Source organism: Erwinia sp. MYb375 (assembly GCF_037479175.1).
GTDB lineage: Bacteria > Pseudomonadota > Gammaproteobacteria > Enterobacterales > Enterobacteriaceae > Erwinia > Erwinia rhapontici.
Map to the genome: position 1 here is coordinate 156,426 of NZ_JBBGZS010000010.1, position 24,459 is coordinate 180,884.

Annotated in this window: 19 protein-coding genes; 11 read left to right on the forward strand and 8 right to left on the reverse strand. The window is 55.9% G+C overall.

What is annotated here, in order from left to right:
* The first annotated feature begins 94 nt into the window (after positions 1-94).
* Together WH279_RS00770 and WH279_RS00775 are read left to right on the forward strand one after the other, a co-directional pair.
* Entirely contained in the window at positions 95-2,017 is a 1,923-nt protein-coding gene (locus WH279_RS00770) for a bifunctional 5-dehydro-2-deoxygluconokinase/5-dehydro-2-deoxyphosphogluconate aldolase (protein ID WP_339454690.1), read from the forward strand.
* A 220-nt stretch (positions 2,018-2,237) separates the two neighbouring features.
* Positions 2,238-3,092 carry a MurR/RpiR family transcriptional regulator gene (locus tag WH279_RS00775; RefSeq protein WP_159337799.1) on the forward strand — a complete coding sequence of 285 codons (855 nt, stop codon included), beginning with the start codon at positions 2,238-2,240 and terminating at the stop codon, positions 3,090-3,092.
* 154 nt (positions 3,093-3,246) lie between these two features.
* Here WH279_RS00775 and iolB read toward each other — a convergent pair whose 3' ends face one another.
* Both iolB and WH279_RS00785 read right to left on the reverse strand, forming a co-directional pair.
* Complete coding sequence (gene iolB, locus WH279_RS00780; protein WP_133844279.1) at positions 3,247-4,068, reverse strand: 5-deoxy-glucuronate isomerase; 822 nt, start codon at positions 4,066-4,068, stop codon at positions 3,247-3,249.
* Positions 4,069-4,115: 47 nt separating this feature from the next.
* Complete coding sequence (locus WH279_RS00785; protein WP_133844282.1) at positions 4,116-5,621, reverse strand: CoA-acylating methylmalonate-semialdehyde dehydrogenase; 1,506 nt, start codon at positions 5,619-5,621, stop codon at positions 4,116-4,118.
* Between the two features lie 517 nt (positions 5,622-6,138).
* On the opposite strand from WH279_RS00785, the gene WH279_RS00790 reads away from it, so the two are divergent.
* Positions 6,139-6,954: a TIM barrel protein gene (locus tag WH279_RS00790; protein ID WP_339454691.1), complete on the forward strand. Its 816-nt coding sequence runs from the start codon at positions 6,139-6,141 to the stop codon at positions 6,952-6,954.
* A 105-nt stretch (positions 6,955-7,059) separates the two neighbouring features.
* Here WH279_RS00790 and WH279_RS00795 read toward each other — a convergent pair whose 3' ends face one another.
* On the reverse strand, positions 7,060-8,268 hold the full coding sequence (locus WH279_RS00795) for an MFS transporter (RefSeq protein WP_339454692.1): 1,209 nt from the start codon (positions 8,266-8,268) through the stop codon (positions 7,060-7,062).
* A gap of 151 nt (positions 8,269-8,419) precedes the next feature.
* Here WH279_RS00795 and WH279_RS00800 point away from each other — a divergent pair, with 151 nt between their 5' ends.
* From WH279_RS00800 to WH279_RS00815, 4 genes are all read left to right on the forward strand, one after another.
* Complete coding sequence (locus WH279_RS00800; protein WP_133844289.1) at positions 8,420-9,124, forward strand: ABC transporter ATP-binding protein; 705 nt, start codon at positions 8,420-8,422, stop codon at positions 9,122-9,124.
* Complete coding sequence (locus WH279_RS00805) at positions 9,121-10,095, forward strand: ABC transporter substrate-binding protein (RefSeq protein ID WP_339454693.1); 975 nt, start codon at positions 9,121-9,123, stop codon at positions 10,093-10,095. The genes WH279_RS00800 and WH279_RS00805 overlap by 4 nt, the downstream gene beginning before the upstream one ends.
* Positions 10,096-10,139: 44 nt before the next feature.
* Complete coding sequence (locus WH279_RS00810; RefSeq protein ID WP_339454694.1) at positions 10,140-11,795, forward strand: ABC transporter permease; 1,656 nt, start codon at positions 10,140-10,142, stop codon at positions 11,793-11,795.
* A 160-nt stretch (positions 11,796-11,955) separates the two neighbouring features.
* Entirely contained in the window at positions 11,956-12,993 is a 1,038-nt protein-coding gene (locus tag WH279_RS00815) for an AI-2E family transporter (RefSeq protein ID WP_159337795.1), read from the forward strand.
* 63 nt (positions 12,994-13,056) lie between these two features.
* Here WH279_RS00815 and WH279_RS00820 read toward each other — a convergent pair whose 3' ends face one another.
* Positions 13,057-13,743, reverse strand: a complete 687-nt coding sequence (locus tag WH279_RS00820) for a FadR/GntR family transcriptional regulator (RefSeq protein WP_339454695.1) — start codon at positions 13,741-13,743, stop codon at positions 13,057-13,059.
* Positions 13,744-14,005: 262 nt separating this feature from the next.
* Here WH279_RS00820 and WH279_RS00825 point away from each other — a divergent pair, with 262 nt between their 5' ends.
* Both WH279_RS00825 and uxuA read left to right on the forward strand, forming a co-directional pair.
* Positions 14,006-15,295, forward strand: coding sequence for an MFS transporter (locus tag WH279_RS00825; RefSeq protein WP_167864243.1), 1,290 nt, complete (start codon positions 14,006-14,008; stop codon positions 15,293-15,295).
* 62 nt (positions 15,296-15,357) lie between these two features.
* Complete coding sequence (gene uxuA, locus WH279_RS00830) at positions 15,358-16,545, forward strand: mannonate dehydratase (protein ID WP_339454696.1); 1,188 nt, start codon at positions 15,358-15,360, stop codon at positions 16,543-16,545.
* Between the two features lie 52 nt (positions 16,546-16,597).
* On the opposite strand, the gene WH279_RS00835 is transcribed toward uxuA, so the two are convergent.
* Positions 16,598-16,927 (reverse strand): DHCW motif cupin fold protein, encoded by a 330-nt coding sequence (locus WH279_RS00835; RefSeq protein ID WP_339454697.1) that lies wholly within the window; start codon positions 16,925-16,927, stop codon positions 16,598-16,600.
* 38 nt (positions 16,928-16,965) lie between these two features.
* Positions 16,966-17,187, reverse strand: coding sequence for a hypothetical protein (locus WH279_RS00840; RefSeq protein ID WP_339454698.1), 222 nt, complete (start codon positions 17,185-17,187; stop codon positions 16,966-16,968).
* Between the two features lie 48 nt (positions 17,188-17,235).
* Between WH279_RS00840 and WH279_RS00845 the strand changes: the two genes are divergently transcribed.
* Entirely contained in the window at positions 17,236-18,810 is a 1,575-nt protein-coding gene (locus WH279_RS00845) for an EAL domain-containing protein (RefSeq protein ID WP_339454699.1), read from the forward strand.
* 1 nt (position 18,811) lies between these two features.
* On the opposite strand, the gene WH279_RS00850 is transcribed toward WH279_RS00845, so the two are convergent.
* Positions 18,812-19,336 (reverse strand): hypothetical protein, encoded by a 525-nt coding sequence (locus WH279_RS00850; RefSeq protein ID WP_339454700.1) that lies wholly within the window; start codon positions 19,334-19,336, stop codon positions 18,812-18,814.
* Between the two features lie 429 nt (positions 19,337-19,765).
* Here WH279_RS00850 and proP point away from each other — a divergent pair, with 429 nt between their 5' ends.
* The gene (gene proP / locus WH279_RS00855; RefSeq protein WP_159337789.1) at positions 19,766-21,271 is read left to right on the forward strand and encodes a glycine betaine/L-proline transporter ProP; all 1,506 of its coding nucleotides are present in this window, start codon (positions 19,766-19,768) and stop codon (positions 21,269-21,271) included.
* 71 nt (positions 21,272-21,342) lie between these two features.
* Here proP and WH279_RS00860 read toward each other — a convergent pair whose 3' ends face one another.
* The gene (locus WH279_RS00860) at positions 21,343-24,375 is read right to left on the reverse strand and encodes an autotransporter family protein (RefSeq protein WP_339454701.1); all 3,033 of its coding nucleotides are present in this window, start codon (positions 24,373-24,375) and stop codon (positions 21,343-21,345) included.
* Between the last annotated feature and the right edge of the window lie 84 nt (positions 24,376-24,459).

Genomic DNA, 24,459 nt, shown 5'->3' on the forward strand with positions numbered 1-24,459 from the left:
TGGAAACGCTCAACAGCATCGGCACTACCCACAATCATTGACGTGGCAGTTAAACGGCAAGGAGGCAGGGTAAAAAACAGAGGAAACAACAGGTATGAGTACACAACAGAAGCCGCTCGATGTGATTTGTATCGGGCGCATCGCTGTCGACCTTTATGGCCAGCAAATCGGTGCGCGCCTTGAAGATGAGACCTCCTTTGCAAAGTATCTTGGTGGCTCCTCTGGCAATGTTGCTTATGGCACAGCGATTCAGGGTCTGAAATCTGCCATGCTGGCACGTGTCGGTGATGAACACATGGGCCGCTTCCTGCGCGAAGAGTTACAACGCGTGGGCTGTGATACCCAGAGCCTGATTACGGATAAAACCCGCCTGACCGGCCTGGTGATCCTCGGGATCAAAGATCAGGAAACCTTCCCGCTGGTGTTCTACCGCGATAACTGCGCCGATATGGGTCTGGTCCCGGATGATATCCAGGAAGATTACATCGCCTCCTCGCGTGCCGTTGCCGTCACCGGTACGCACCTGTCGCATCCTGATACCCGCGCCGCCGTGCTGAAAGCGCTGGATATTGCACGTCGTCATGGTCTGCGTACCGCACTGGACATCGACTACCGTCCGGTTCTGTGGGGCCTGACCTCACTGGGCGATGGCGAAACCCGCTTTGTGGAATCCGAGCGTGTCACGCAGCAATTGCAGGAAGTGCTGCACTATTTCGATCTGGTGGTGGGAACAGAAGAAGAGTTCCACATTGCGGGTGGCAGCACCGACAGCCTGACTGCGCTAAAAAATGTGCGTAAATCAACAAAAGCCACGCTGGTGTGCAAACGTGGCCCGCTGGGTTGTGTGGTATTTGAAGGCGAAATCCCGGACAGCTGGGAACAGACCAAACTGCAAACCGGCGTGCGCGTTGACGTGCTGAACGTGCTGGGTGCAGGCGATGCCTTTATGTCTGGCCTGCTGCGCGGCTGGCTCAACGATGAAAGCTGGGAGCAGGCCTGCCGTTACGCGAATGCCTGCGGCGCGCTGGTTGTTTCCCGCCACGGCTGCGCCCCGGCCATGCCGACCAAAGAAGAGCTGGACGACTTCCTGAGCCGCGACAAAGACGTGAAACGTCCGGATCTCGACAGCCGCCTCAACCACCTGCATCGCGTGACCACCCGCAAGCAGCAGTGGAACGAACTGAACATCTTTGCTTTTGACCACCGTAAACAGCTGGCCGATATGGCAGCAGAAGCGGGTGTCAGTGATGCACGTATCCCGGACCTGAAACTGCTGCTGTTACAGGGTGCGCAGGCCGCGGCGAAAGAAGCCGGTCTGGACGATGGCCGCTGCGGTATCCTGGCAGACACCACTTATGGTCAGCCCGCGCTGAATGCCATCACTGGTAAAGGCTGGTGGATTGGTCGCCCTATCGAATTACCCAGCTCACGTCCGCTGCGTCTGGAGCACGGCAACATTGGCTCTCAGCTGATCGACTGGCCGCAGGAGCACGTGGTCAAATGTCTGACCTTCTATCATCCGAAAGACAGCGCAGAGATGCGTCAGGAACAGGATGCGCTGATCCTCGATGTGTGGAACGGCTGTAACAAGTCTGGTCATGAGCTGCTGCTGGAAGTGATCCTGCCGGAGAGCAACCCGGATAAAGATGAGAAATACTATCTGGAGATCCTCACCCACTTCTACAGCCTGGGCATTCAGCCTGACTGGTGGAAGCTGCCTCCGCTGTCACACGCCAGCTGGGAAGCCATCAGCGCGCTGATTGAAAAGCACGATCCACACTGCCGTGGCATTCTGCTGCTGGGCCTGGATGCACCGGAAGCTGAACTGAAAGCAGGCTTTGCTGCCGCCGCGAAGTCACCGTGGGTGAAAGGCTTTGCCGTGGGTCGCACCATCTTCGGCCAGCCATCACGTCAGTGGCTGCAGGGTGAGCTGGATGATGCCGCACTGATTGAGAAGGTAAAAAGTAACTACCTGACACTGATCGGCTACTGGCGTGAGGCGCGTCCGGCGAAATAAAAACGCGATACAGCCATAAGGGTGACCTGGTACAGGGTCACCCTTTTTTTTTGAAACGAATTTATTATTTTGCCCCGCGCACGCAGAAGGTTACGATTTTGTGAACTGATTCCCAACCCTGATGAAATAGAAGCCGCTGCTTTCGTCATCAAGTGAAATTTTTTGTTCATCTGGTAGAATAACGCACAGAAGAACACTATTTTACTTTTGCGAGCCGTTAATGACTAATAATCCGACCCAACTTTCTCTGTTGCAGGACGATATCCGTCGCCGCTACGACACTCTCAGTAAACGCCTGAAGCAGGTGGCTCGCTATATTCTTGATAACAGCAACAGCATCGCCTTTGATACCGTCGCCTCTATCGCACAGCAGGCTGATGTTCCCCCCTCTACGTTGATCCGCTTCTCAAATGCCTTTGGGTTTAGTGGTTTCAATGAAATGAAGCAGGTGTTCCGCCAGCATCTGATGGAAGAGACGGTCAACTACACCGAACGCGCACGTTTGTTCCGCCAGACCGCCACCGATGAAACGGCCAGCGCCCCGGAAAGCCCGGCTGAAATCCTCAATGTGTTCACGATGGTCAACTCGCAGGCGCTGCAACAGCTGGCGATGCAGGTCAATCCTGAGCAGTTGGAAAAAGCGGTGAAGATGCTGGATGAGGCCGACAACATTTACGTTATCGGTTTACGCCGTTCATTCAGCGTGGCGTCCTATCTGACTTACGCTCTGCGTCATCTGGAGCGCCGCGCGTTTCTGATCGACGGGCTGGGCGGTATGTTTGCCGAGCAGCTGAGCATGGTGAACCCGAAAGACGTGGTGATTGCCATCAGTTACTCACCGTATGCACGCGAAGCCGTTGAGCTGGTGGAGCTGGGCGCAAAACGTGGTGCACATCAGATCGCGATTACTGACAGCCAGGTCAGCCCACTCGCCGCCTTCAGTGATGTCTGTTTTGTGGTGCGTGAAGCGCAGGTGGATGGTTTCCGTTCCCAGGTGGCCTCGCTTTGCCTGGCCCAGACGCTGGCCGTGTCGCTGGCACTGACCAACGTCGACCCGAATAAACCCCGCCCATAAAAAAACGGGTAGCCTGTGAGGGCCACCCGTTTTATCGCTCGTTTTAACATCAACCTTTTCTTACGCCATCCGGCGAGGCATACCGCGCCCCTACGTCAATGGCGGTTTCGTAGGGGTCAGGCATGCCTGACCCACAACGATCGGCCATGCGGGATTATCCTTTGCGGGGATACTCATCGCTGTTCACCCAGGCATGATCTTTCTCCCAGGTAAATTTCCACAGTCGCACCGGCCCGGCCATCACGTTCAGGTAATAGTTGTCATAACCTGCAACGGTCGACATCGGATGATAACCACGCGGAACGGTGACCACATCCTGATTGTAAGGCGCCATACAGACATCCAGCGAACGGTCGTCGGTATAAACACGTTGCATCGCGAAACCGCGATCCGGGTTGAAACGATGGTAATACGTTTCTTCCAGGTAGGTTTCATCAGGTGAATCTTCCTGATCGTGTTTATGGCTTGGGTACGAACTGGTATTCCCTTCGTCGGTATACACTTCCACCACCAGCAAGCTGTCCGCTGGCTTATCGTCAGGCAGAATGTTGTGTACCAGGCGTTTGTTATTCCCTTTACCACGCTGCTCAACACCCACATCTTCAGGTGCGATCAGACGTGCAGGCAGTTTGCCTTCCGTCGCCGGTGCACTGCACACCGCCAGCTCAAGGTCAGACTCCGCGACCACGACAACCTGTTCATTGTGCGGAACATACACAGAGTAAGGGGGGGTGCGTTCAAACGGCGACATACGTTTGCCGATGTTCGGGAACTCAGCCTGACGAGTTTTCACGGAGGCAAGCCCTGCAACCAGCACCAGGCACAGCTCTTTGCTGCCGCTCTCAAGCGTCAGCGTCTGGCCCTTCTTCAACTGGTATGCATCAAAACCAACATAGCGCCAGCCAGCGCTTTCCGGGGTGACGTGCTGGATACGGCCCTGCGCATCCGGCTGTTTTACTTTGGATAGCAATGACATACAGCCTCTCTGTTCACAGGGGCGAGGCGCACCTCGCCCATATTCAATTATCCCAGCGTAGGCATGCTGAACTCAGATACGGTTTTCTGACCGCTCGGCCAGCGTACGGTGGCCGTTTTCATGCGGGTGTAGAAGCGCACACCGTCCGGCCCGTGCACATTCAGTGCACCAAACACGGAACGTTTCCAGCCGCCGAAGCTGTGGAAGGCCATGGGTACCGGAACCGGTACGTTAACGCCAACCATGCCCGCCTGCACTTCACGTACGAAGTCGCGCCCGGTATGACCATTGCTGGTGAAGATGGCGCTGCCGTTACCGAATTCGTGGCTGTTCACCAGGTCCAGTGCCGTTTTGTAGTCAGGTGCACGAACGATGCTCAGTACGGGTCCGAAGATCTCTTCACGCCAGATCACCATATCCGTGGTGACGTTATCGAACAGCGTACCGCCAACGTAGTAGCCATCAGGATTGCCTTCCACCTGAATGCCACGACCATCAACCACCAGTTTCGCGCCTTCTGCTTCACCTTTGTCGATGTAGCCCAGCACTTTCTTCTGGTGCGCAGCAGAAACAACCGGCCCCATTTCGTTTTCGTCTTTGCCTTTGTGAATGCCAGGGCCAACACGCAGGGCTTTCACCAGCGGAGTCAGCGCAGCAATCAATTTGTCTGCGGTGTCGTCACCCACGGCAACCACAACCGGCAGTGCCATGCAGCGTTCACCGGCAGAGCCAAACGCACCGCCCATGATGGCATTCACCGTCGCATCCAGATCGGCATCCGGCATCACGATCGCATGGTTTTTCGCGGCGCCGAAGGCCTGCACACGTTTACCGTGGGCACTGGCGGTGGTGTAGATGTGCTCTGCCACGCCGGATGAACCGACGAAACTCACCGCCTGAACGCGTGGATCTTTGTAGAGCTGTTCAGCATTTTCGTTCGAGCTGTGGATCACGTTGAACACACCATCCGGCAGGCCCGCTTCGGTCAGCAGTTCAGCCATACGTACGGACGCTGACGGGTCAAGTGCTGGTGGCTTCAGCACAAAGGTATTACCGCAGGCCAGCGCAATCGGGAACATCCACAGTGGCACCATCGCCGGGAAGTTGAACGGGGTGATCCCAGCCACAACGCCCAGTGGTTGCATCAGCGAGTAACTGTCAACGCCAGTCCCGACATCAGCAGAGTTCTCACCTTTGATCAGGTGCGGAATACCGCAGGCAAATTCCACCACTTCCAGACCACGGGTCAGTTCACCCAGCGCATCTGACCAGACTTTACCGTGCTCACTGACGATCAACTCGGCCAGCTCATCACGATGCTCTTCCATCAGTGCTTTAAAGTTAAACAGAATACGGGCGCGGCGCAGTGGAGAAGTACGTGACCAGCTATCGAATGCTTCATGCGCAACGGCAATCGCATTGGCGACTTCATCACTGGTGCTCTGCGTCAGTTCGCGCACCGGCTTACCGGTTGCCGGATCGTAAATCGGAATGGTTTCGTTGCTGGCGCTGAAAGACGTTTTACCGCCAATAAAGTTTCCTACGATAGTCATGTGCTGGCCTCTTTGAAGTATGAGTTTCCCTCGCAGGCAGTCTGACGTCATACCGCTGCCTTGCCGGGCAAAACCTTGATTCGTGTTGAGACAGTATAATATTGAAATAAATTTTTCAAATATTTCACTTTAGAAAATTCGTTTTTAGCGGCCTGGATCGCATTTTTCAAGGGGAGAACCCCGGTCGCTTCACCTCAGGAACGAACCCGGGTAAAAAAAGCCCTCAGCTCAGGCGGTGCGCGGAGCAGTCGTTTCAGGACCACGGTCACATAACGCCACGTTTGGCCCCACTAAAACGCCAGGATTACTCTGTATTTATGCTGGCTTTATCCGGTGTTGAGTGAAATTTTGCGAGACGGATCTAAAAATTTAAATTTCATTATTCACTATATATGAAATAAATGTTCTTTTATAAGCAGTGCAGCATCACCGACTGGCCTGGTCACTCAAAAAATGGCTGGCGGGATACCTTGAACGAACCTTTTACCTTCCTACCCTACTCAACAGGAGCCATCAGATGGCTATCGATCCAACCCGTTTTTGTATTAACCGTAAAATTGCACCTGCCCTCAGCATCGAGGCATTTTTCCAGCTGGTGCAAAAGCTGGGTCTGCATAAAGTTGAACTGCGTAACGATATGAAAGGCGGCAGCGTCACCGATAATCTGAGCCACCAGCAGGTTCGCGATCTGGCAGAAAAGTATGGTCTGGAAATTGTCACCATCAACGCACTGTATCCGTTTAACCAGATCAGTGATGACCTGCTGGCACGGGCCGAAAGTCTGCTGAAAGACGCACAGGGCATTGGGGCAAAAGCGCTGGTCATGTGCCCACTTAATGATGGCACAAAAATTTCAGCCGAAGATACGCAGAAGGCACTGAGCACGCTGGCCCCGTTATTTGCCCGCTACGGCGTGGAAGGCCTGGTTGAGCCACTGGGCTTCCCGGTGAGTTCACTGCGCTCCGCAGGTCAGGCGCAGCAGCTGATCCAACAGGCGGAGGTGCCGTTCAAGATGGTGCTGGATACCTTCCACCACCATCTGTATGAAGGCGCTGAGCAGGACTTTGCCGACGGCATTGATGTGGACCAGATTGGTCTGGTGCATCTGTCAGGCGTCATTGATGGCCGCCCGGTGAACGAGCTGACTGATGAAGAACGTCTGATGCTGAGTGGTGATGACCTGCTGAAAAGCGTCTGGCAGGTGCAGCGCCTTGAAGAACTGGGCTACAAAGGTGTTTACGCCTTCGAGCCATTTGCTTCAGTGATGGATAACTGGAGTGCGGCGGATATCGAACGTGAGATCCGCCAGAGCATTGCATTGTTGCAAGGCTGATCCGACACCGGGCGAGGCATGCCTCGCCCCTACGGGACCCCACGCTGTCGTAGGGGTCGGGCATGCCCGACCCGACAGGCGGCAAATATCTTCATCTTATCTGTGTCATTTGACAACGACCCCTTCGGGGGTCGCTTTTTTCAGCCGCAACGTGGCCACCATCGCCAGACAAACCAGCAGCCCGCTCAGCAGATAGATAATCGGCACACCCGCGTAGGTCATCACCAGCCCTGCCAGCGGCCCGGTAATGCCCAGCGCCAGATCCATAAACGCCGTATAGGTTGCCAGCGCACTGCCCTGATTCTGCGGCGGCACCACTTTCACCGCCACCACGCCAATCGCCGGGAACACCAGCGAGAATCCGGCCCCGGTCAGCAGCGCACCGACACGAGCCAGCCACGGGTCCCACGCCCCCCAGACCATAAACAGGCCGATGGCTTCCACCGCAAAACAGACCAGCGCCACAGTCAACCCGCCGTGGCGGGCAATGGCATTGGGAAACAGCAGCCGGGTACACACAAAGGCCACGCTGAACAGCGTCAGCGCAAAGGCCGCGCCATCCCAGCCTTTATCCTGATAAAACAGCGTGATAAAGGTCGCAATAACGCCAAAACCCACCGATCCCATTGCCAGTAGCAGGCCAAAACTCCAGATGCGGCCGAGCACCGCGCGGAATGGCAGTGGCTTGCCTTTACTGCTTTTCACCGGGGCTCGTGGTAGCGCCAGAAGAATACCCACCAGCGCAATCGCCGTGATAATCCCTGCCAGCAGCATCAGGCCGCCCCAGTGATAAATGGCCACGCCAAGCGGTGCGCCAATCGCCATCGCCCCGTAGGTGAAAATCCCGTTCCAGGAGATCACCCGGCCAATATGCAGCGAGCCGACGACCCCAACCCCCCACAAGGTTGAGCCCGTCCCGGCAAAGCTCTGCCCAACGCCAAGTATCAGCCGGCCTGCACACAGCAGCAGCAGACTCAGCAACGGCAGCCCACTGCTCAACGCCGCCAGCAGGTAGCAAATCCCGCTGATAAAGCAGCCGCACAGGCCAACAACCACCACTTTTTTCGGGCCCCACAGGTCAGCATAGCGCCCGGCATGGGGACGGCTTAACAGCGTGGTGAAGTATTGCAGGCTGATCACCAGCCCTGCCCAGAAGGCGCTGTAGCCCATCACATCGTGGACATAACCGGGCAGCACGGCCAGCGGTAAACCGATGGTCATATAGCTGGCGAAATTGAACATCACTACGGAGAAAATACGCAGATTTAAGCGAAAGCCACTTAGCGACGTGGCCCCGACGGGCTGCTCAGACATGAAAATCCTGCTCGCAGGGGAAAATGGACGAAAGTCCACTATACGCGAAATAGCAGACCCGGTAGCAAACGCTGGCGTCTTTCTTCCGCCATAAATCCGTCATACAGCCTCCCTATACTTCCCCGCACAAAGTCCCAAAGAGGATAACAAGATGACCTGTTCCCCCACTTCCGTCACGCTGGAAGGCATCCACTATGCCTTCGGCACGCAGACGGTGCTCAACCATCTCGATCTTCATATCGAGGCGGGCAGCATTGTCGCCCTGCTTGGCCCCTCCGGCTGCGGCAAAAGTACCCTTCTGAAACTGCTGGCCGGATTGCTGCAACCGCAGCAGGGCACGCTGCAATTTGGCGAACGCCTGATTGCCAGCCCGGGCCACTGCCTGCCACCTGAACAACGCGACATCGGCATGGTCTTTCAGGATTACGCCCTGTGGCCGCATATGAGCGTGGCGCAGAACGTTGCCTTTCCCCTGCTGATGCGCCGGGTTGCTGCGCGCGAACGCGATGAGCGGGTAATGGCCGCCCTGCAACGCGTTGGGCTGGCGGATTTCGCCGGGCGTAAACCCGCCGATCTCTCCGGCGGTCAGCAGCAGCGCGTGGCGCTGGCACGGGCGATTATTGCGGAACCGAAGATTCTGCTGTTCGATGAACCGCTCTCCAATCTTGATCGCGATTTACGTGAATCTCTGTGTCGCGAAATGGCCAGTCTGTTGCGCCAGCTCGGTACGACCGCCGTGTATGTCACCCACGATCGCAGCGAAGCCGAAATGCTGGCTGACCGTATCGTCTGGCTGTCTGCCGGGTCCGTTTCTGCACTTCAAACCGTTACGTCACTCTCTGGGGAACTCGCATGACCTTGTTAAACTCGATGAAAAGAGGAGCACTTTTCGCGATGCTGTTATCTTCCGGCATGATAATGAATGACGCACAGGCGCTGACGGTTTACACCGCGGGGCCGGGATCGCTGGCGAAGAGCCTCGCGGCGGGCTTTGAGAAACAGAGCGGCGTGAAGGTCAATATTTTCCAGGCCACCACCGGCAAGGTGATGGCACGACTGGAGGCCGAGCAGGCCAATCCGCAGGCCGACATCCTGATCTCCGCCTCCTGGGATACGGCCGAAGAGCTTGAGAAGCGTGAATGGCTGCTGCCCTATCAAAGCCCGAATGCCGAAAAGGTGCCCGCTGCGTTCAAAACCGATGCGTATGTGGCCCAGGGCATTTCAGCGCTGGGGATTGTCTGGAATACCAAAAGCGGCACCCCGGAGCCGAAAGAGTGGAACGATCTGACCAGTGCGGCCTTTAAAGACCGCGTAACCACCCCCGATCCCTCGCTCTCCGGTGCCTCGCTTGACCTGCTTATCGGCCTGCAAAACAGCATGGGCAACCGCGCCTGGCAGCTGTTCAGTCAGTTGAAGATGAACGGAATGGTGATTGCCGGGCCTAACGCTCAGGCGCTGACCCCGGTGTTACAGGGTGCAAAAGCCGCCGTCTTCGGCGCGGTGGATTACGTCTCCTATAACAGCATTCAGGAGGGTGAAGCGATCAAAGTGATCTTCCCGGCCAGCGGTACGGTGGTGGCACCGCGTCCGATGATGATCCTGAAAAGTACGCAGCACGCGGCCGAGGCCAAAGCCTTTATCGACTATGTGCTGTCGGAAGAGGGGCAACAGAAAGTCGCCGATGCCTGGTTAATGCCCGCGCGTTCTGACGTCGGCGCAAAACGCCCACTGCTCAGTGACCTGAACATCCTGCCAGCCCAAAGCGGTGGTAACGCCGACCGTAGCTCCGTCCTGCAACGCTTTGGCACGCTGTTCAGCCATCCTTAATTCTCCCCGGGCGGCGCCTCTGCGTCGCCCTGCAGGAATCCACGATGACCTCTCGTTTACTTCCACTGCTGACCGTGGCGCTGCTGCTTATTCTGGTCGCTCTGCCGCTGTTGTTTATTCTGCTACAGGCGCTGTTTCCCGCGCTGGCACAGGGATCGCTGGCCGGTGCCTTTACCCCGATCCCGACGCTGCTGGCCGATCCGCAGTTGCCCGCGCTACTCAGCGGTACGCTGAAAACCGGCCTGAGCGTGGCGCTGCTCAGTGCGCTGGTCGGCATTCCTCTCGGCACGCTGCGCGGGCTGTTTCATTTGCCGCTGGCGCGTATCTGGGATCTGCTGCTGCTGATCCCGTTCCTGACTCCACCCTATATTTCTGCCCTCAGCTGGATGCTGGCGCTGCAACATAATGGCTATCTGTATCAGGCGATCGGTCTCGATCTCAACGATCTGCTGTTCAGTCAGAGCGGCATTACGCTGGTGATGACACTGAATATTTTCCCGGTGGTCTACTTTGCCGTGTCGCGCAGCCTGCTGGCGAGTGGTCAGCAGCTGGCCATCGTGGCACGGGTACATGGTGCCAGCGCATGGCGGGCTTTCTGGCACGTGACCCTGCCCATGCTGCTGCCTGCGCTGGCCGCCGGTATCCTGCTGGCCTTTACCCTGGCGATTGAAGAGTATGGCGTTCCCGCCGCGCTCGGCTCACGTGCGGGGGTGGTGATGTTGACTGTCGGTATTGAGGAGCGCCTGGCAGACTGGCCGATCGACCTGCCGGGCTCGTCGCTGCTCTCCATGCTGCTGGTGATGGTAGCGCTGGCCGCGTTCGCTTTACAGAAGAAGCTGGTCGGCAACAAAGATGTCACCAGTATCAACGGCAAGCCCGCGCAGAACAGCGGCATTTCGCTCGGTGTCTGGCGCGCGCCGGTGCTGCTGCTGTTTTGTTTGATGGCATTACTAATGGTGGTGCTCCCGATGAGCTCCATGCTGCTGACGTCACTGCTCTCCACGTTGTCCGGCGGGATGCATCTCAGCAATCTGACACTACGCCATTTCGCGGCGCTGTTTGCGCTACAGGGTGATGCCCTGACGGCGCTCTCCACCAGCCTCGGCCTGGCGCTCGGCGCGGCACTGATCACCGGGTTGTTGGGGTTTCTGGCGGCCTGGCTGGTGGTGGTACGGCGTATTCGCGGTGCTGCGCTCATCGATGCGCTCTCCCTGCTCCCGGCCGCGCTGCCGGGCGTGGTGGTCGGCGTTGGGCTGATCCTGCTGTGGAATCAGCCGTTCTGGCCGCTGACACCCTATAACAGCTGGCCGATCCTGTTGCTCTCCTACTGTTGCCTGTTGCTGCCCTGGCCGGTGCGCTATGTCAGTAGCGCGCTCAAACAACTGGGCAGCAACCTGGAGCCGGCAGCGCGGGTGCACGGTGCCAGCGCCTGGGCAGCATTGCGCCATATCGTGCTGCCGCTGGTGTTCCCCAGCCTGCTGGCCGCAATGCTGATGGTGTTTGCCATCGCCTCGCGCGAGCTGGTGACGTCGCTGCTGCTGGCCCCGGCAGGTACCCAGACGGTATCGGTCTTTATCTGGCGTCAGTTTGAGCAGGGTTCCGTGGGTCAGGGAATGGCGATGGCCAGCATTGCGATGGGCACCGGGCTGGCGCTGATGCTCACCGCGTTGGCAATCCTGCAACGACGCGAGCGCGGATAAATCCGGGTCGGGCATGCCCGACCCCTACAAAACTTTATTGCCGTAGGGGCGAGGCATGCCGCGCCCGTTGCCAATGGAAAAACACGACCATTCCTAAAGTGAATGGCTGCCGCGCCAGAGCCGCTACACTTGCTGCGCATATTGTCAAAACGGAGACGCAATGAAGCCATTGCCGCAGGAGAAGATCGGGCAAAATATTTTGCTAAAACTGGCCACGCTGGTGGTGATTCTGGGCGGAATCAAGCTGTCGGCAGAGATCGTCGTGCCGTTCCTGATGGCGCTGTTTTTCGCCATCGTGCTCAACCCGCTGGTAAGCTGGCTGATGCGGCGAAAAATGCGCCGTGGTGTTGCTATCAGCCTGGTCGTGGTGGTGGTGCTGATTGGCCTGGCGCTGCTGATCGCCATGATTGCCGGGTCGTTGCAGGAGTTTGGCGAAGTCTACCCACAGCTTCAGGCACAGGCGGAGCAAAAACTGGCCCTGGTGCAACACGTTGCCGCCCGTTTTCATATCATGATTTCCCCTGAGTCGCTGGCACAGCGGCTGGACCCGAATGCAGTGATGGATGTCGCCACCACCATGCTGGGGCAGTTTTCCGGGGCAATGGCGCAGATCGTTCTGGTGATGATGACGGTGATTTTTATGCTGTTTGAGGTTCATCATCTGCCGTACAAGCTACGTTACGCGCTGGTCAATCCGCAGATCCGTATTGCCGGCATGCATAAGGCGCTGAAGGGGGTCACCCATTATCTGGCACTGAAAACGCTGATCAGTCTGGCAACGGGCGTGCTGGTCTGGCTGGCACTGCTGGCGCTGGGGGTGAAATTCGCGCTGCTGTGGGGTGTGGTCGCTTTTGTGCTGAACTTTGTGCCGAATATCGGGCCAGTCATTGCCGGCATCCCCCCGGTATTGCAGGCGCTGTTGCTGAACACTCCGCTGGAAGCCGGGCTGGTCGCAGCACTGTTTATCGCCATTCATATGCTGCTGGGCAATCTGCTGGAACCCAGAGTGATGGGACGCGGACTGGGGCTGTCGAGCCTGGTGGTGTTTTTGTCGCTGATATTCTGGGGCTGGCTGCTCGGCCCGGTGGGAATGCTGCTCTCCGTCCCACTGACCAGCGTCTGTAAAATTCTGATGGAAACCACCCCCGGCGGCGGCAAGCTGGCGATCCTGTTGGGGAATGGGCGCAAATCGATTTAATCCGCGCGGGTCGGGCATGCCCGACCCCTACAAAAACCCTACTGGCCGATATGCCGGGCCGTGTTATTCGATAAACAATCGGTCATACACATGCTGTAAATGGCGTTCCATGCAGGCCCGCGCCTGAATGGCATCCCTTGCGATAATGGCACGGGCAATGTCTTCATGATCCTGGTTCATCTCGCGCGGGAAATCGCTCTCCGCGTAGTGACTCTCCAACCGCACAAAGCGCGAGCTTTTACGCTTGTTCCACAGATATTCCATCATATCGCGCAGCACTTCATTCCCGGTCATCTCGGCGATCAGCAAATGGAAACGCTTATCTTCCCGCAGGAATTTCTCGTCATTAACATGTAGCTGGATGAGATCCTGGGTGATCTCCTGCAATTCGGCACGCTGATCGTCACTGCCGTTGCGCGCCGCCAGTTCAGCCGTCATCGCTTCATAAACCTGGCGGGCCTGGATCAGCGCCTTCAGGCTGAACTCCTCTTCAACCGGTGTATCTTCGCTTTGCGGCAGCGGGTTCATCACGTAAACGCCATTGCCGGTGCGAATTTCCACCCAGCCGGTAATCTCCAGAGCAATCAGAGCTTCACGAATCGACGAACGACTGACGCCCAGCTGCTTCGCTAATTCACGCTCCGGCGGCAAAATGGCCCCGGCGGGAAACTGTCCCTTTTTAATGCAGCCAATCAGCAGGTTAGAAATCTGCCGGTAAAGGCGTTCGACTTTCAGTGTTGGTAATTCCATACCCATTCCTGGCGGCAAAGATGATGGCAGAGCTTATCACAAGGCCCCACAGCCGGGCGAGGCCCGCCCCCCCCCCTACGGTGGATCCGGCATCACCACCTGATCCTGTATTGGGAAAAATGATCATGCTGCGATCGCGATCACGGAACCCACAGGCCCTTCGCGTTTATGCTCTGGTCCAGCGGCCTGACCACTGGGCCAGACAATGTAACCTGTGACTACCTGATAAGAAAACGGCCGTTGAGCCGTACAAGGAACACCGATGACGGTTTCAGCCTTTGAATCACCCTTACAAAAATCCAGCCGTCTCAAACGGATACAAACCGTTTCACTGACGCTGCTGTTCCTCGCCGGGATCATTAACTTCCTCGATCGTGGATCGCTGTCGATCGCCAATGCCGCGATCCGCAACGATCTTGGCTTGTCGGCAACCGAGTTCGGCGTGCTGCTTTCGGCGTTTTCCCTCTCTTACGGTATTTCCCAGCTGCCCAGCGGACTGCTGCTGGACCGCTTCGGCCCGCGTATCGTGCTGGGCGGCGGCCTGCTGTTCTGGTCGGTGATGCAGGCGATGGCCGGCGCAGTCAACAGCTTCAGCCACTTCATTATGCTGCGTATCGGTCTGGGGATAGGCGAAGCGCCGTTTATGCCCAGCGGCGTTAAAGTCGTCAACGACTGGTTTAATGCCCGCGAACGCGGCCTGCCGATGGGAATATTTAACTCCTCCACCACCTTTGGTCAGGCGTTCGCCCCGCCGATCCTCGTGGCGCTGATGCTGGCGTTTGGCTGGCGCATGATGTTTGTGATTATTGGCGTGGCCGGGGTAGCGATTGCCCTCTGCTGGTATGCCTGGTACCGCAACCGTGACCGTTTTGCCCTGACGCCGGAGGAGCAGCAGTACCTCGATCAAGGCTCCACGCCGTCACAGAAAACCCGCGTATCGCTGAAAGAGTGGGGCGCGTTGTTTAAGAAGCGCACCGTATGGGGAATGATCCTCGGCTTCAGCGGCGTGAACTACACCGGCTGGCTGTATCTCTCGTGGCTGCCGGGTTATTTACAGGCCGAGCGAGGTCTGAGCCTGACCAGCACTGGCTGGGTCGCCGCCATTCCCTTTCTGTTTGGTTCGATAGGGATGCTGGTGAATGGCACCGTTGCTGACCGTCTGGCGCGCCGTGGCTATGCGCTGGCGAAAACCCGCAAGGCGCTCATTTGCCTGGGCCTGGTCTGTTCCGCTGCCTGTACCCTGTTAGTGGTGCAATCCACCTCAACCGCCATGGCCGTCGGTTTTATCAGTCTGGCGCTGTTCTTTGTGCACTTTGCCGGGACGTCCGCCTGGGGGCTGGTACAGGTGATGGCACCGTCACGCATGGTGGCCTCGGTCAGCAGTATTCAAAACTTCGGTAGCTTTATCTGTGCCTCATTCGCCCCGATTGTCACCGGTTGGGTGGTCGATACCACCGGTTCGTTCAATATGGCGCTGGTGATCTGCTCCTGCGTGACCTTCGCAGGCGCACTGGCTTATTTCTTTATCGTGAAAGATCCGATTGCGGATTAATTAGCTAAATCATTCAACATCAGGGGCGTTATCGCAGGCAGATAGCCCCGAAAGGAGAACGTATGGAACATACATGGCGCTGGTACGGCCCTAACGATCCGGTTTCGCTGGATGATGCCCGCCGGGGGGGCGCGACGGGTATCGTGACCGCTCTGCACCATATCGCTAACGGCGAGGTGTGGCCAGTAGAAGAGATCAAAGCCCGTCAGGCTCTGCTGGCAGAGAAAGGGTTGGTCTGGTCGGTGGTGGAAAGTGTGCCGATCCACGAGTCGATTAAAACCCAGCGCGGCGACTACAAAAAGTACATCGCCAACTATCAGGAATCACTGCGCAACCTCGGTGCCTGCGGTATCGACACCGTGTGCTACAACTTTATGCCGGTGCTGGACTGGACGCGTACCGACCTCGGCTGGACGCTACCGGACGGGGCAAAAGCGCTGCGCTTTGACCATGTTGCCTTTGCCGCCTTTGAGCTGCATATCCTGCAACGCCCCGGAGCGCAGCAGGATTATGACGCGCAGGAACAGCGCGAAGCCGCCGCCTGTTTTGCCGCCATGAGCCAGGAAGCGATCGATACCCTGACGCGCAACATCATCGCCGGGCTGCCGGGCGCAGAAGAGGGTTACACGCTGGAACAGTTCCAGGCGCAGCTATCCCAATATGATGGCATCGACAAAGCACAGTTACGTGAGCATATGGCCGAATTCTTGCGCGCCATCGTGCCGGTGGCGAAAGAAGCCGGGATTGTGCTGGCGGTACATCCGGACGATCCACCGCGTCCGATCCTCGGCCTGCCGCGCATTGTGTCCACTATCGACGATATGCAGTGGCTGAAAGAGACCGTCGACAGCGTACATAACGGTTTCACCTTCTGTACCGGCTCTTACGGCGTGCGCGCCGACAACGACCTGGTAAAAATGGCGGAAACCTTTGCCGACCGTATTCACTTTGCCCATCTGCGCTCTACGAAGCGCGAAGCGAACCCGAACAGCTTCCACGAAGCCGCCCATCTGGCGGGGGATGTTGATATGGTCGGCGTGATTAAGGTGATTCTGGCCGAGGAGCAGAAGCGCCGCCATGCGGGCAATCAGCGCGCCATTCCGCTGCGCCCGGACCACGGCCACCAGATGCTGGATGATCTGCATAAAAAAACCAATCCGGGTTATTCCGCGATTGGTCGCCTGAAGGGGCTGGCGGAGATCCGCGGCGTGGAGCTGGCGTTAAAACAGATTTTCTTCAACGCGGAATAATATCGATCTCAGGCAGGTGCAAACAGAGCACCTGCCGTGTGAAGCAGACGAATCAGTCAACAATAAACAGCTGCGCACCGCTGTCGGTCCACGAACGGTGCGCCTCCGCGTTATCCGCCACCTGATAGCTCATCCCCGCCGTCAGGGTAAACACGCGGCCATCCTCCAGCTCGGTGTGTAGCTCTCCGGACAGACACAGCAAAATATGCCCTTTGCTGCACCAGTGATCCGCGAGATAACCGGCGGTATAATCCACCCTTCTCACCCGAACCTCACCAAACTGCTGAGTCCGCCACCAGGCCGTACCGGTTTCTCCCGGATGTTCCGTTGCTGCCAGCGCTGACCAGTCCGTGTTGCCAAAAGGGATATCGTTCATCTTCATTGTCAGGCTTCCGTAAGTAGTTAAAAAAATAAACTACGTCAGAAGGATACGCGCCGCAAGCCCAGCCGCTCGGATAAAAAAGAAAGAGGCGCGGTAAAGATTTCAGTATGAGTAATGGTGAATTCAACCGTTTTTTGCATAATAATAACGCTGATGCACAGTGTGCCTGTCACAACAGGCATAAGCGCAAGCAAAAAGGACTTATTTAGTGATTGCCCCGGTGCGCCGACAACGACCGGGTAGTAAAAGGCATTTTTCAATCATCTACCGCCGCTGCGATCCACTCAGGCAGCTAACAGGGGAACCGCTTGCAAGCTCTCGCAAAGCCGAAGAAGAAAAAGTATATCTGGCTGACTCTTACCGGGCTGTTGCCACTGGTACTCTGTCTTATTTTTGCCTTTATTGAAGCCCGTAAAACGGTGATCCACCAGCAAACACTCACGGCCTCTATGCTGCTTGCTCAGGCCGATAATGTCAGCGATCTTGCGTGGAAGATGACCGACCTCTTGCAGCAGTTCCGTCCCCGTGAGTGCCCGGATATTCGTCTGCAGCTCCAGCAGTTCGGTACGCTTTACCCTTACTTCCGTTCCGTAGGTCTCACCCGGGGTAACGAGATCTATTGCTCCTCCGCTTTTGGCACCACCCGGGGGACCCTGGAAACAATGATCCGAGGCGCGCTCCCGGTCGGAGTCGCGCCGTCATGGTCATGGTCCGTTGCGGGAACCTTTGGTGTGAAAGATCGGCCTGCGGTCGTGTTTATGCGTGAAACCGACCCCACCTTTGGCACCTATGCGGTCATTGATGGTCAGTACCTGATCGACTTTATGACTGCCGTCGGCCTTAAGCGTGGCTACCATATCACCATGCAGTTTGGCGGCGGCTACCGCATCTCTAGCGGCAAACCCTTGTATATCTATCAGGGTGTTCTGGGCACCAGTAGCTATACCAGCCAGTCCAGCCGTTACCCGATAGCCATCAACATCACCGCTCCCCGTGCTGAAGCACTGCAAAGCTGGCGGCAGATAATGTTCACCTTCTTGCCGATGGCGATCATTCTTTCACTGCTGTTTGTCGTCATAACCAATAAATGGTTGAATCGTAAGGCTTCCTTCCGTGACGAAATCCACCGGGGCATTGTCCATGATGAGTTCACGGTGAATTACCAGCCAGTTTATAACCAGCTGACCGGGCAGTTATCCGGGGCTGAATCGCTGCTGCGCTGGCAGCGCCCCGACGGAAGCTGGGTGCGCCCGGATATCTTTATCGCGGCCGCGGAAGACGAAGGGATGATCATCCCGTTAACCCGCCATCTGCTGACGCTGATAGCAAAAGACTGTGCCGACTGGCAGGTTCCACCCGGTTTTAATCTGGGTATCAACCTCGCTGCTGAACATCTGCAACACCCGGAATTTGTGGGCGATATGCGCCATTTCTCTCGTGAAGTTGCCCATTTGAACGCCTGTATTGTGCTGGAACTGACGGAACGTAGCCTGATCCGCGATGGCGTTGAGGTCGGGAAAAAACTGTCGGAGCTGCGTCACGAGGGGATGAAAGTGGCCATCGACGATTTCGGTACGGGTCACTGTTCGCTGACCTATCTGCAAACGTTCCCGATCGACTATCTGAAAATCGATAAGGGGTTCGTCAACGCCATAGAATCGATTGAGGGCGAAACGCCGGTGCTGGATGCCATTATCCTGCTGGCGCAGAGGCTGGCGATGAAAGTGGTGGCAGAGGGTGTGGAAAATGACATGCAGCTGGAATATCTGAAAAATCGCGGCGTGGAGTACATTCAGGGTTATTACTATGCTCGTCCGATGGACAATCAGGCGCTGATGCAGTGGATTGCGCAGCAGCGGACTCTGGCAGCAAACCCTGAGTAGATTACATGCGCCGCTTTTGCGCAGCGCGCAGCGCGACATCAATGGTGTCATCCGCCGGGCCCGCTACAACGAGCCCCCCGTCGCCACTGATATCGAGTCTCTGGCGGCGGGCAGCCACACGTTTATTAATACGCGCCAACGTTGGCATAATCTGGTCAGCCAGCTGGCAGTATTCCGCATGCAGCTCGCGGGCCTGTGCAGGTGCCGTCCGTTCAGCCAGTAACGTGCTTAATGACTGGAAGCGCAGGATCAGCCGATACGCGCGGCCGGATACCAGCCCTTCTCCCCGCAGTACCCTGACCTGTTCACCCAGATTTTCACTGTTCAGCGACAGCGTTTGCAGCACATTTTCCACGCTCGATGCGCAGTTAAGCCACTCATTAGTCTGCGGTGTTTTGCCACCGTTCACGCTGGCAACGCCATCGGATAAGACGCGAGTACGGCAATAATACTTTAAATTTTCTTCAACACTGTCCAACATAATCAGCCAGTGATTTTGGAAATTCTTGTTTTTGGTATGACTCACATCGTCCCCCTAAAAGGCGGCGACGAGTATTACTGATAGATGACAGCCAATCAAGAGCTGACCGGGGAATTTTTTGAGATTATTCCTGCCAACAAAATGGTAAGATTAACTTATTAATCCACAGATGACTGACACCTCGCATTTCATTCACCATCACCGGGCACATTCCCAGAATGAACGACTGTGTAAACGCCGAATTTTGCTATCTCAGATAAGATGTTTCTCACTGAAATTATGTCAGCTTGCGAAGAGTCTATATACTGTATAGCTGGCAGAGTGCGCTGCCGTGCTGCATTGGCCCATACCAATGCCTGACGATGGCGCATTTTGCAGTTGGTTTTCTCCCGTGAGCAGTCAGTCACACCACGGGTCTGACCATCGCGGCGAGATCTTTATCCAGGAAAAACAGAAAATTACAGGGTGCTCTATATGAAGCTACGTAGGAAGCGTGTCAAGCCGATTGGGTTAAAAGACGTTACCATCATTGACGATACCAGATTACGCAAGGCGATTACTGCCGCCTCATTAGGCAATGCCATGGAGTGGTTCGATTTCGGTGTTTATGGCTTTGTTGCCTATGCACTGGGACAAGTTTTCTTCCCAGGCGCCGATCCCGGCACACAAATGATTGCCGCGTTGGCTACCTTCTCCGTTCCTTTCTTAATCCGTCCATTAGGTGGCCTGTTCTTTGGCGCACTGGGGGATAAGTACGGTCGCCAGAAAATTCTGTCTATCACCATCATCATTATGTCGATCAGTACTTTCTGTATCGGCTTAATTCCCTCTTATGCCTCCATTGGTATCTGGGCGCCGATCCTGCTGCTGCTGTGTAAAATGGCACAGGGCTTCTCGGTCGGTGGTGAGTATACCGGCGCATCGATTTTCGTTGCTGAGTACTCTCCTGACCGTAAGCGCGGCTTTATGGGAAGCTGGCTGGACTTCGGCTCCATCGCCGGTTTCGTACTGGGTGCGGGGCTGGTGGTCCTGATTTCAGCCATTATCGGCGAAGCAAACTTCCTTGAGTGGGGCTGGCGTATTCCGTTCTTCGTTGCTCTGCCGTTGGGCATCATCGGGCTTTACCTGCGCCACGCGCTGGAAGAGACGCCGGCTTTCCAGCAGCACGTAGATAAACTGGAACAGGGCGACCGTGAAGGCCTGGCCGATGGCCCGAAAGTCTCGTTCAAAGAGATTGCCACTAAGCACTGGAAAAGCCTGCTCGCCTGTATTGGCCTGGTGATTGCCACCAACGTCACGTACTACATGCTGCTGACTTACATGCCGAGTTACCTGTCGCATAACCTGCACTACTCGGAAGATCATGGCGTGATGATTATCATCGCCATTATGCTGGGTATGCTGTTTGTACAGCCCGTTATGGGCCTGATGAGTGACAAGTTTGGCCGTCGTCCGTTTGTGATTATCGGCAGCATCGCGCTGCTGGTGATGGCAGTGCCCTGCTTTATGCTGATTAACAGCGGCGTGATGGGGCTGATTTTTGCCGGCCTGCTGATTCTCGCGGTGATCCTCAACAGCTTCACCGGCGTGATGGCCTCTTCCCTGCCGGCCATGTTCCCCACCCATATCCGTTACAGTGCGCTGGCCAGCGCCTTTAACATCTCAGTACTGGTTGCCGGCCTGACGCCGACCGCCGTGGCCTGGCTGGTAGAAACCACCAATAATCTTTATATGCCAGCTTACTACCTGATGGTGGTGGCCGTGATTGGCCTGGTGACCGGGATTATGATGAAGGAAACCGCCAATATGCCGCTGCGTGGCGCCACCCCTGCCGCGTCGGATATGGCTGAAGCGAAAGAGATCCTGCAGGAGCATCACGATAACATTGAGCAGAAAATCGAAGATATTAGTGAGCAGATTAGCGAGCTGGAAGCCAAACGCTCCCGCCTGATTGATCAGCATCCGCGTATTAACGAATAGTTCTGATTCTGATGATGAGGGCTGACCGGCTGTCCGGTCGGCCCTTTTTTTATGGGGCAAGCCTGACGCACTCAGAACTGATATTTCATCCCTATATTCCCGCCGTAGCCTTCCACACCGTGCCCATAGCTGTGCTGGTAGGTGACATCAGCGTACAGGCTGACATCCGGATTAACCTGACCGCGAATCCCCGTCCCCAGTTGCCACCAGCCGGAATGAATATCCGGTGACAGACTCTCCTGATTCATCGCGATATTGGGAATTTTCCCCATGCGCTGCACCATATCAGCCTGCACCCAGGGCTGAACATCCTGCGCATCATAAAACAGTCTCAACCCGCCACGCGCCTGTCCCATAACGTCATGGCTGCGATCCACTTTGGCACCACCCGCACGGATTTCACCGTTATGCAGATACTGCCCCATCAGCTGAAGTTCCGGTTCCAGCTTAAACGCGCCGCTGACGGCAAAGGGGACGCCCATTTCCGCCGACAACAGGGTGCTGTAGCTGCCTTGCCCGGTATTGTTAATACTTTTGTAGTGGTTACGGTACCAGGTGACCTGGCCCACGGTATCCAGATACGCACCCTCCTCATTATCAGCCGTGAAATACCCTCCAAGGCTGTATGCCGTGGTATTAATTTTACCGGTATTGACCGACAGCCCGTTGCGCTGACTACGGGCATAGTCACGCGCATTGCTGTGGATGTCACCGAGGGTCACCATCACACCTGAACGCGCATCAATTTCAGGTGTTAAACTGCCCCGCCACAGGTCACCTCCCAGTTGCATAAAGGCAGTGGTGCTGTCATACCCAAAGCGGCCTGCGCCATAGAGATCATGCCGCCCATAGATGCGGCCCCAGACGGCCTGGCCCTCCTCTCGGGCGCCAAGACGCTGATGGTAGGTTCCGGCCGCCGTGTAAGCATAAGCCGCATTGAGATAAGGCCCTATCAGGTAACCACTGGTCTCGGGACGATAGGGTTTATCAGTAACCGGTGCGTTGGGATCGACCACAGGTTTATAGCTGGACTGCAAGTACCAGTCGTGGCTATTGACCGGGTTGAGGAAGTACTCATAGTTACCGGCCAGTAAGGGCTGTGACTGTGTAAAGGTGACATCTTTCGTTTCACCCGCCACGTTAATGACCGGGATACCCAGGTGCGTCGCAGCACCCTGCCCCCCCTGATTGGTGATACCCACCGTAAAATTGCCTGTCGCATCGCCCTTCACATTCAATCGATCGCTCGGTGAATCGTCACCCTCCAGCCGGGTATGAATACCGATATAGCCGCTGCCGCTCAGGTTATTGTTCACGGTGAGCGTATGGAAATCCTGACCATCGAACAGGACCTTACCATCCAGCTGGAACGTATTCAGATCGGAATCCCCGGTCATATTCCAGGTGCTGGTTGAATCCAGTATTGTACTGCTGACATTTTTCATCATGCCGGTCAGGGTCGAACCGTTTTGCAGGTTAAGGTTGACCTGATTACGCACAGAATCCGATATCACGCTGCCATTCAAGGTGGCGTTATCCGCCATCAGATTCACCTGACTGTTGCTGACATCTGCGCCCTGAGTATCTTTCTGGGTCAGGACCTCAAGCACGTTGCCATTGCCCCCGGTGGCGACCGTCCCGTTGCTCAGATTCAGATTCAGCGCACTGCCCAGTGTTTTGAACGCACTGGAACCACCACTCTCCAGCTGAGTATTGTCGAGGGATGCCTCGCTGAGGGCGTTACCATCTGCATATAATCCGGGGCCATCCGCTGTAACGATCGTACTGTTCGCCACGTTCAGCGTCCCCTTTCTCAACCTTAGCCCAACGCTCTTTTCGCCTTTCAAGGTCATGTTGATACCCTCGGCGTTGATTTTCCCACCGGAACTGGCGGTCATACCCGCACCGCCCGTTCCGGTAGAGGTCATCGATGAGTCGCTTATCGTCATATCACCTTTTGTTCCAGTGGACTGCACACCGGTATTGTTGTTCCCGGTCATAAGCACATTGATATTTTTCGCATCCAACTGACTTTCCGTGACAATGCCGCGACCTTTATCACCGGTAATCATCGCCCGAATATTGTCGAGTGACGCTTTACCGCCCTGTGCCGCCACCGCGATACCGCTCTCACCTGAAATGCTGAACACGGTATCCTTCACCTGCAGCAAGGAATCTCTGGTTGTCGTCCAGATACCGTAAGCAGCAGAACCAGACGTCTCAATATGACCGCCGTTAACCTCCGCCGATCCGGCATATTCCAGACTCAAGCCATGGGCAAAATCACCGCTGGTGTTGATAGTCACGTTATTGAGAACACTTTGTCCGAGAGTCGATATCGCGGTGGCGGTTCTCCCGGTCGTGCTGATACTGCTGTCATTCAGGGTCAACGCAGAACCGGCCTGGCTGCTCTTTTCAACCAAAATCCCCTGCCCCAGATTACTCGCATTAATAATCAAACCTGTTGCATTCAGCGTTGCGTCATTAACATGAATACCAAAACTGGAGCTCAGACCATTAAGCGTAATTTGGGAATCCTTTAGCGTCGCTTGAGCATGTTTAGAAATTTCTATCATATTCAACACGGTGGGGTTATTGGCCGTTAATACCAGGCCATCCCCATTAAGCGTTCCGCCCGTAATATCGATCCCTTCATTCATTCTGTTCCCCAGTGTAATATGGGTATTACTCAGGTTCAGTGTCGAATTTCCCGTTGCAGAAATACCATAAGCATTTGTCCCGGCAATATGAATATTGGTTCCATCCATGTTTAGCGTGCCATGATCAACATTGGCACCATTGCCATAGCTTCCCTGGGTCGAAATGGAGGCTTTATTGATGTCTGCCTGTGCCCCATCAGTGACCTTTACACCATAAGCGCTAGGTCCGGCAGTGATAAAGTTCAGATTCGGGTCAGTCACCAGGTGGCTGTTTTCACCACTGGCAGATAGCGCATGCTGATTATCGCCAGTGGTCATATTTCCCTGGCTGACCTGAAGTTTCTGACCATCGTTAACGTCCCATGCTGGTGTTGCCGCAGCACTCAGAGGAAACAATAGTAAGGTCACGATATTGCAGGTAAATCGCTTATTCACTTTTCGCATAAAATCCCTTTATTACTTAACCCATTAATAAGCACAAAACAGTCTATTCAAAACTCACAAACTTATATTTCCCACTGGGTTTAA

Bases quoted from the DNA above. Each gene is read 5' to 3' on its own strand.
- WH279_RS00820 (WP_339454695.1), bottom strand. From the start codon at position 13,743: ATGGAATTACCAACACTGAAAGTCGAACGCCTTTACCGGCAGATTTCT.
- WH279_RS00805 (WP_339454693.1), top strand. From the start codon at position 9,121: ATGACCTTGTTAAACTCGATGAAAAGAGGAGCACTTTTCGCGATGCTG.
- WH279_RS00795 (WP_339454692.1), bottom strand. From the start codon at position 8,268: ATGTCTGAGCAGCCCGTCGGGGCCACGTCGCTAAGTGGCTTTCGCTTA.
- uxuA (WP_339454696.1), top strand. From the start codon at position 15,358: ATGGAACATACATGGCGCTGGTACGGCCCTAACGATCCGGTTTCGCTG.
- WH279_RS00785 (WP_133844282.1), bottom strand. From the start codon at position 5,621: ATGACTATCGTAGGAAACTTTATTGGCGGTAAAACGTCTTTCAGCGCC.
- proP (WP_159337789.1), top strand. From the start codon at position 19,766: ATGAAGCTACGTAGGAAGCGTGTCAAGCCGATTGGGTTAAAAGACGTT.
- WH279_RS00860 (WP_339454701.1), bottom strand. From the start codon at position 24,375: ATGCGAAAAGTGAATAAGCGATTTACCTGCAATATCGTGACCTTACTA.
- WH279_RS00825 (WP_167864243.1), top strand. From the start codon at position 14,006: ATGACGGTTTCAGCCTTTGAATCACCCTTACAAAAATCCAGCCGTCTC.
- WH279_RS00770 (WP_339454690.1), top strand. From the start codon at position 95: ATGAGTACACAACAGAAGCCGCTCGATGTGATTTGTATCGGGCGCATC.
- iolB (WP_133844279.1), bottom strand. From the start codon at position 4,068: ATGTCATTGCTATCCAAAGTAAAACAGCCGGATGCGCAGGGCCGTATC.
- WH279_RS00800 (WP_133844289.1), top strand. From the start codon at position 8,420: ATGACCTGTTCCCCCACTTCCGTCACGCTGGAAGGCATCCACTATGCC.
- WH279_RS00810 (WP_339454694.1), top strand. From the start codon at position 10,140: ATGACCTCTCGTTTACTTCCACTGCTGACCGTGGCGCTGCTGCTTATT.
- WH279_RS00775 (WP_159337799.1), top strand. From the start codon at position 2,238: ATGACTAATAATCCGACCCAACTTTCTCTGTTGCAGGACGATATCCGT.
- WH279_RS00790 (WP_339454691.1), top strand. From the start codon at position 6,139: ATGGCTATCGATCCAACCCGTTTTTGTATTAACCGTAAAATTGCACCT.
- WH279_RS00815 (WP_159337795.1), top strand. From the start codon at position 11,956: ATGAAGCCATTGCCGCAGGAGAAGATCGGGCAAAATATTTTGCTAAAA.
- WH279_RS00835 (WP_339454697.1), bottom strand. From the start codon at position 16,927: ATGAAGATGAACGATATCCCTTTTGGCAACACGGACTGGTCAGCGCTG.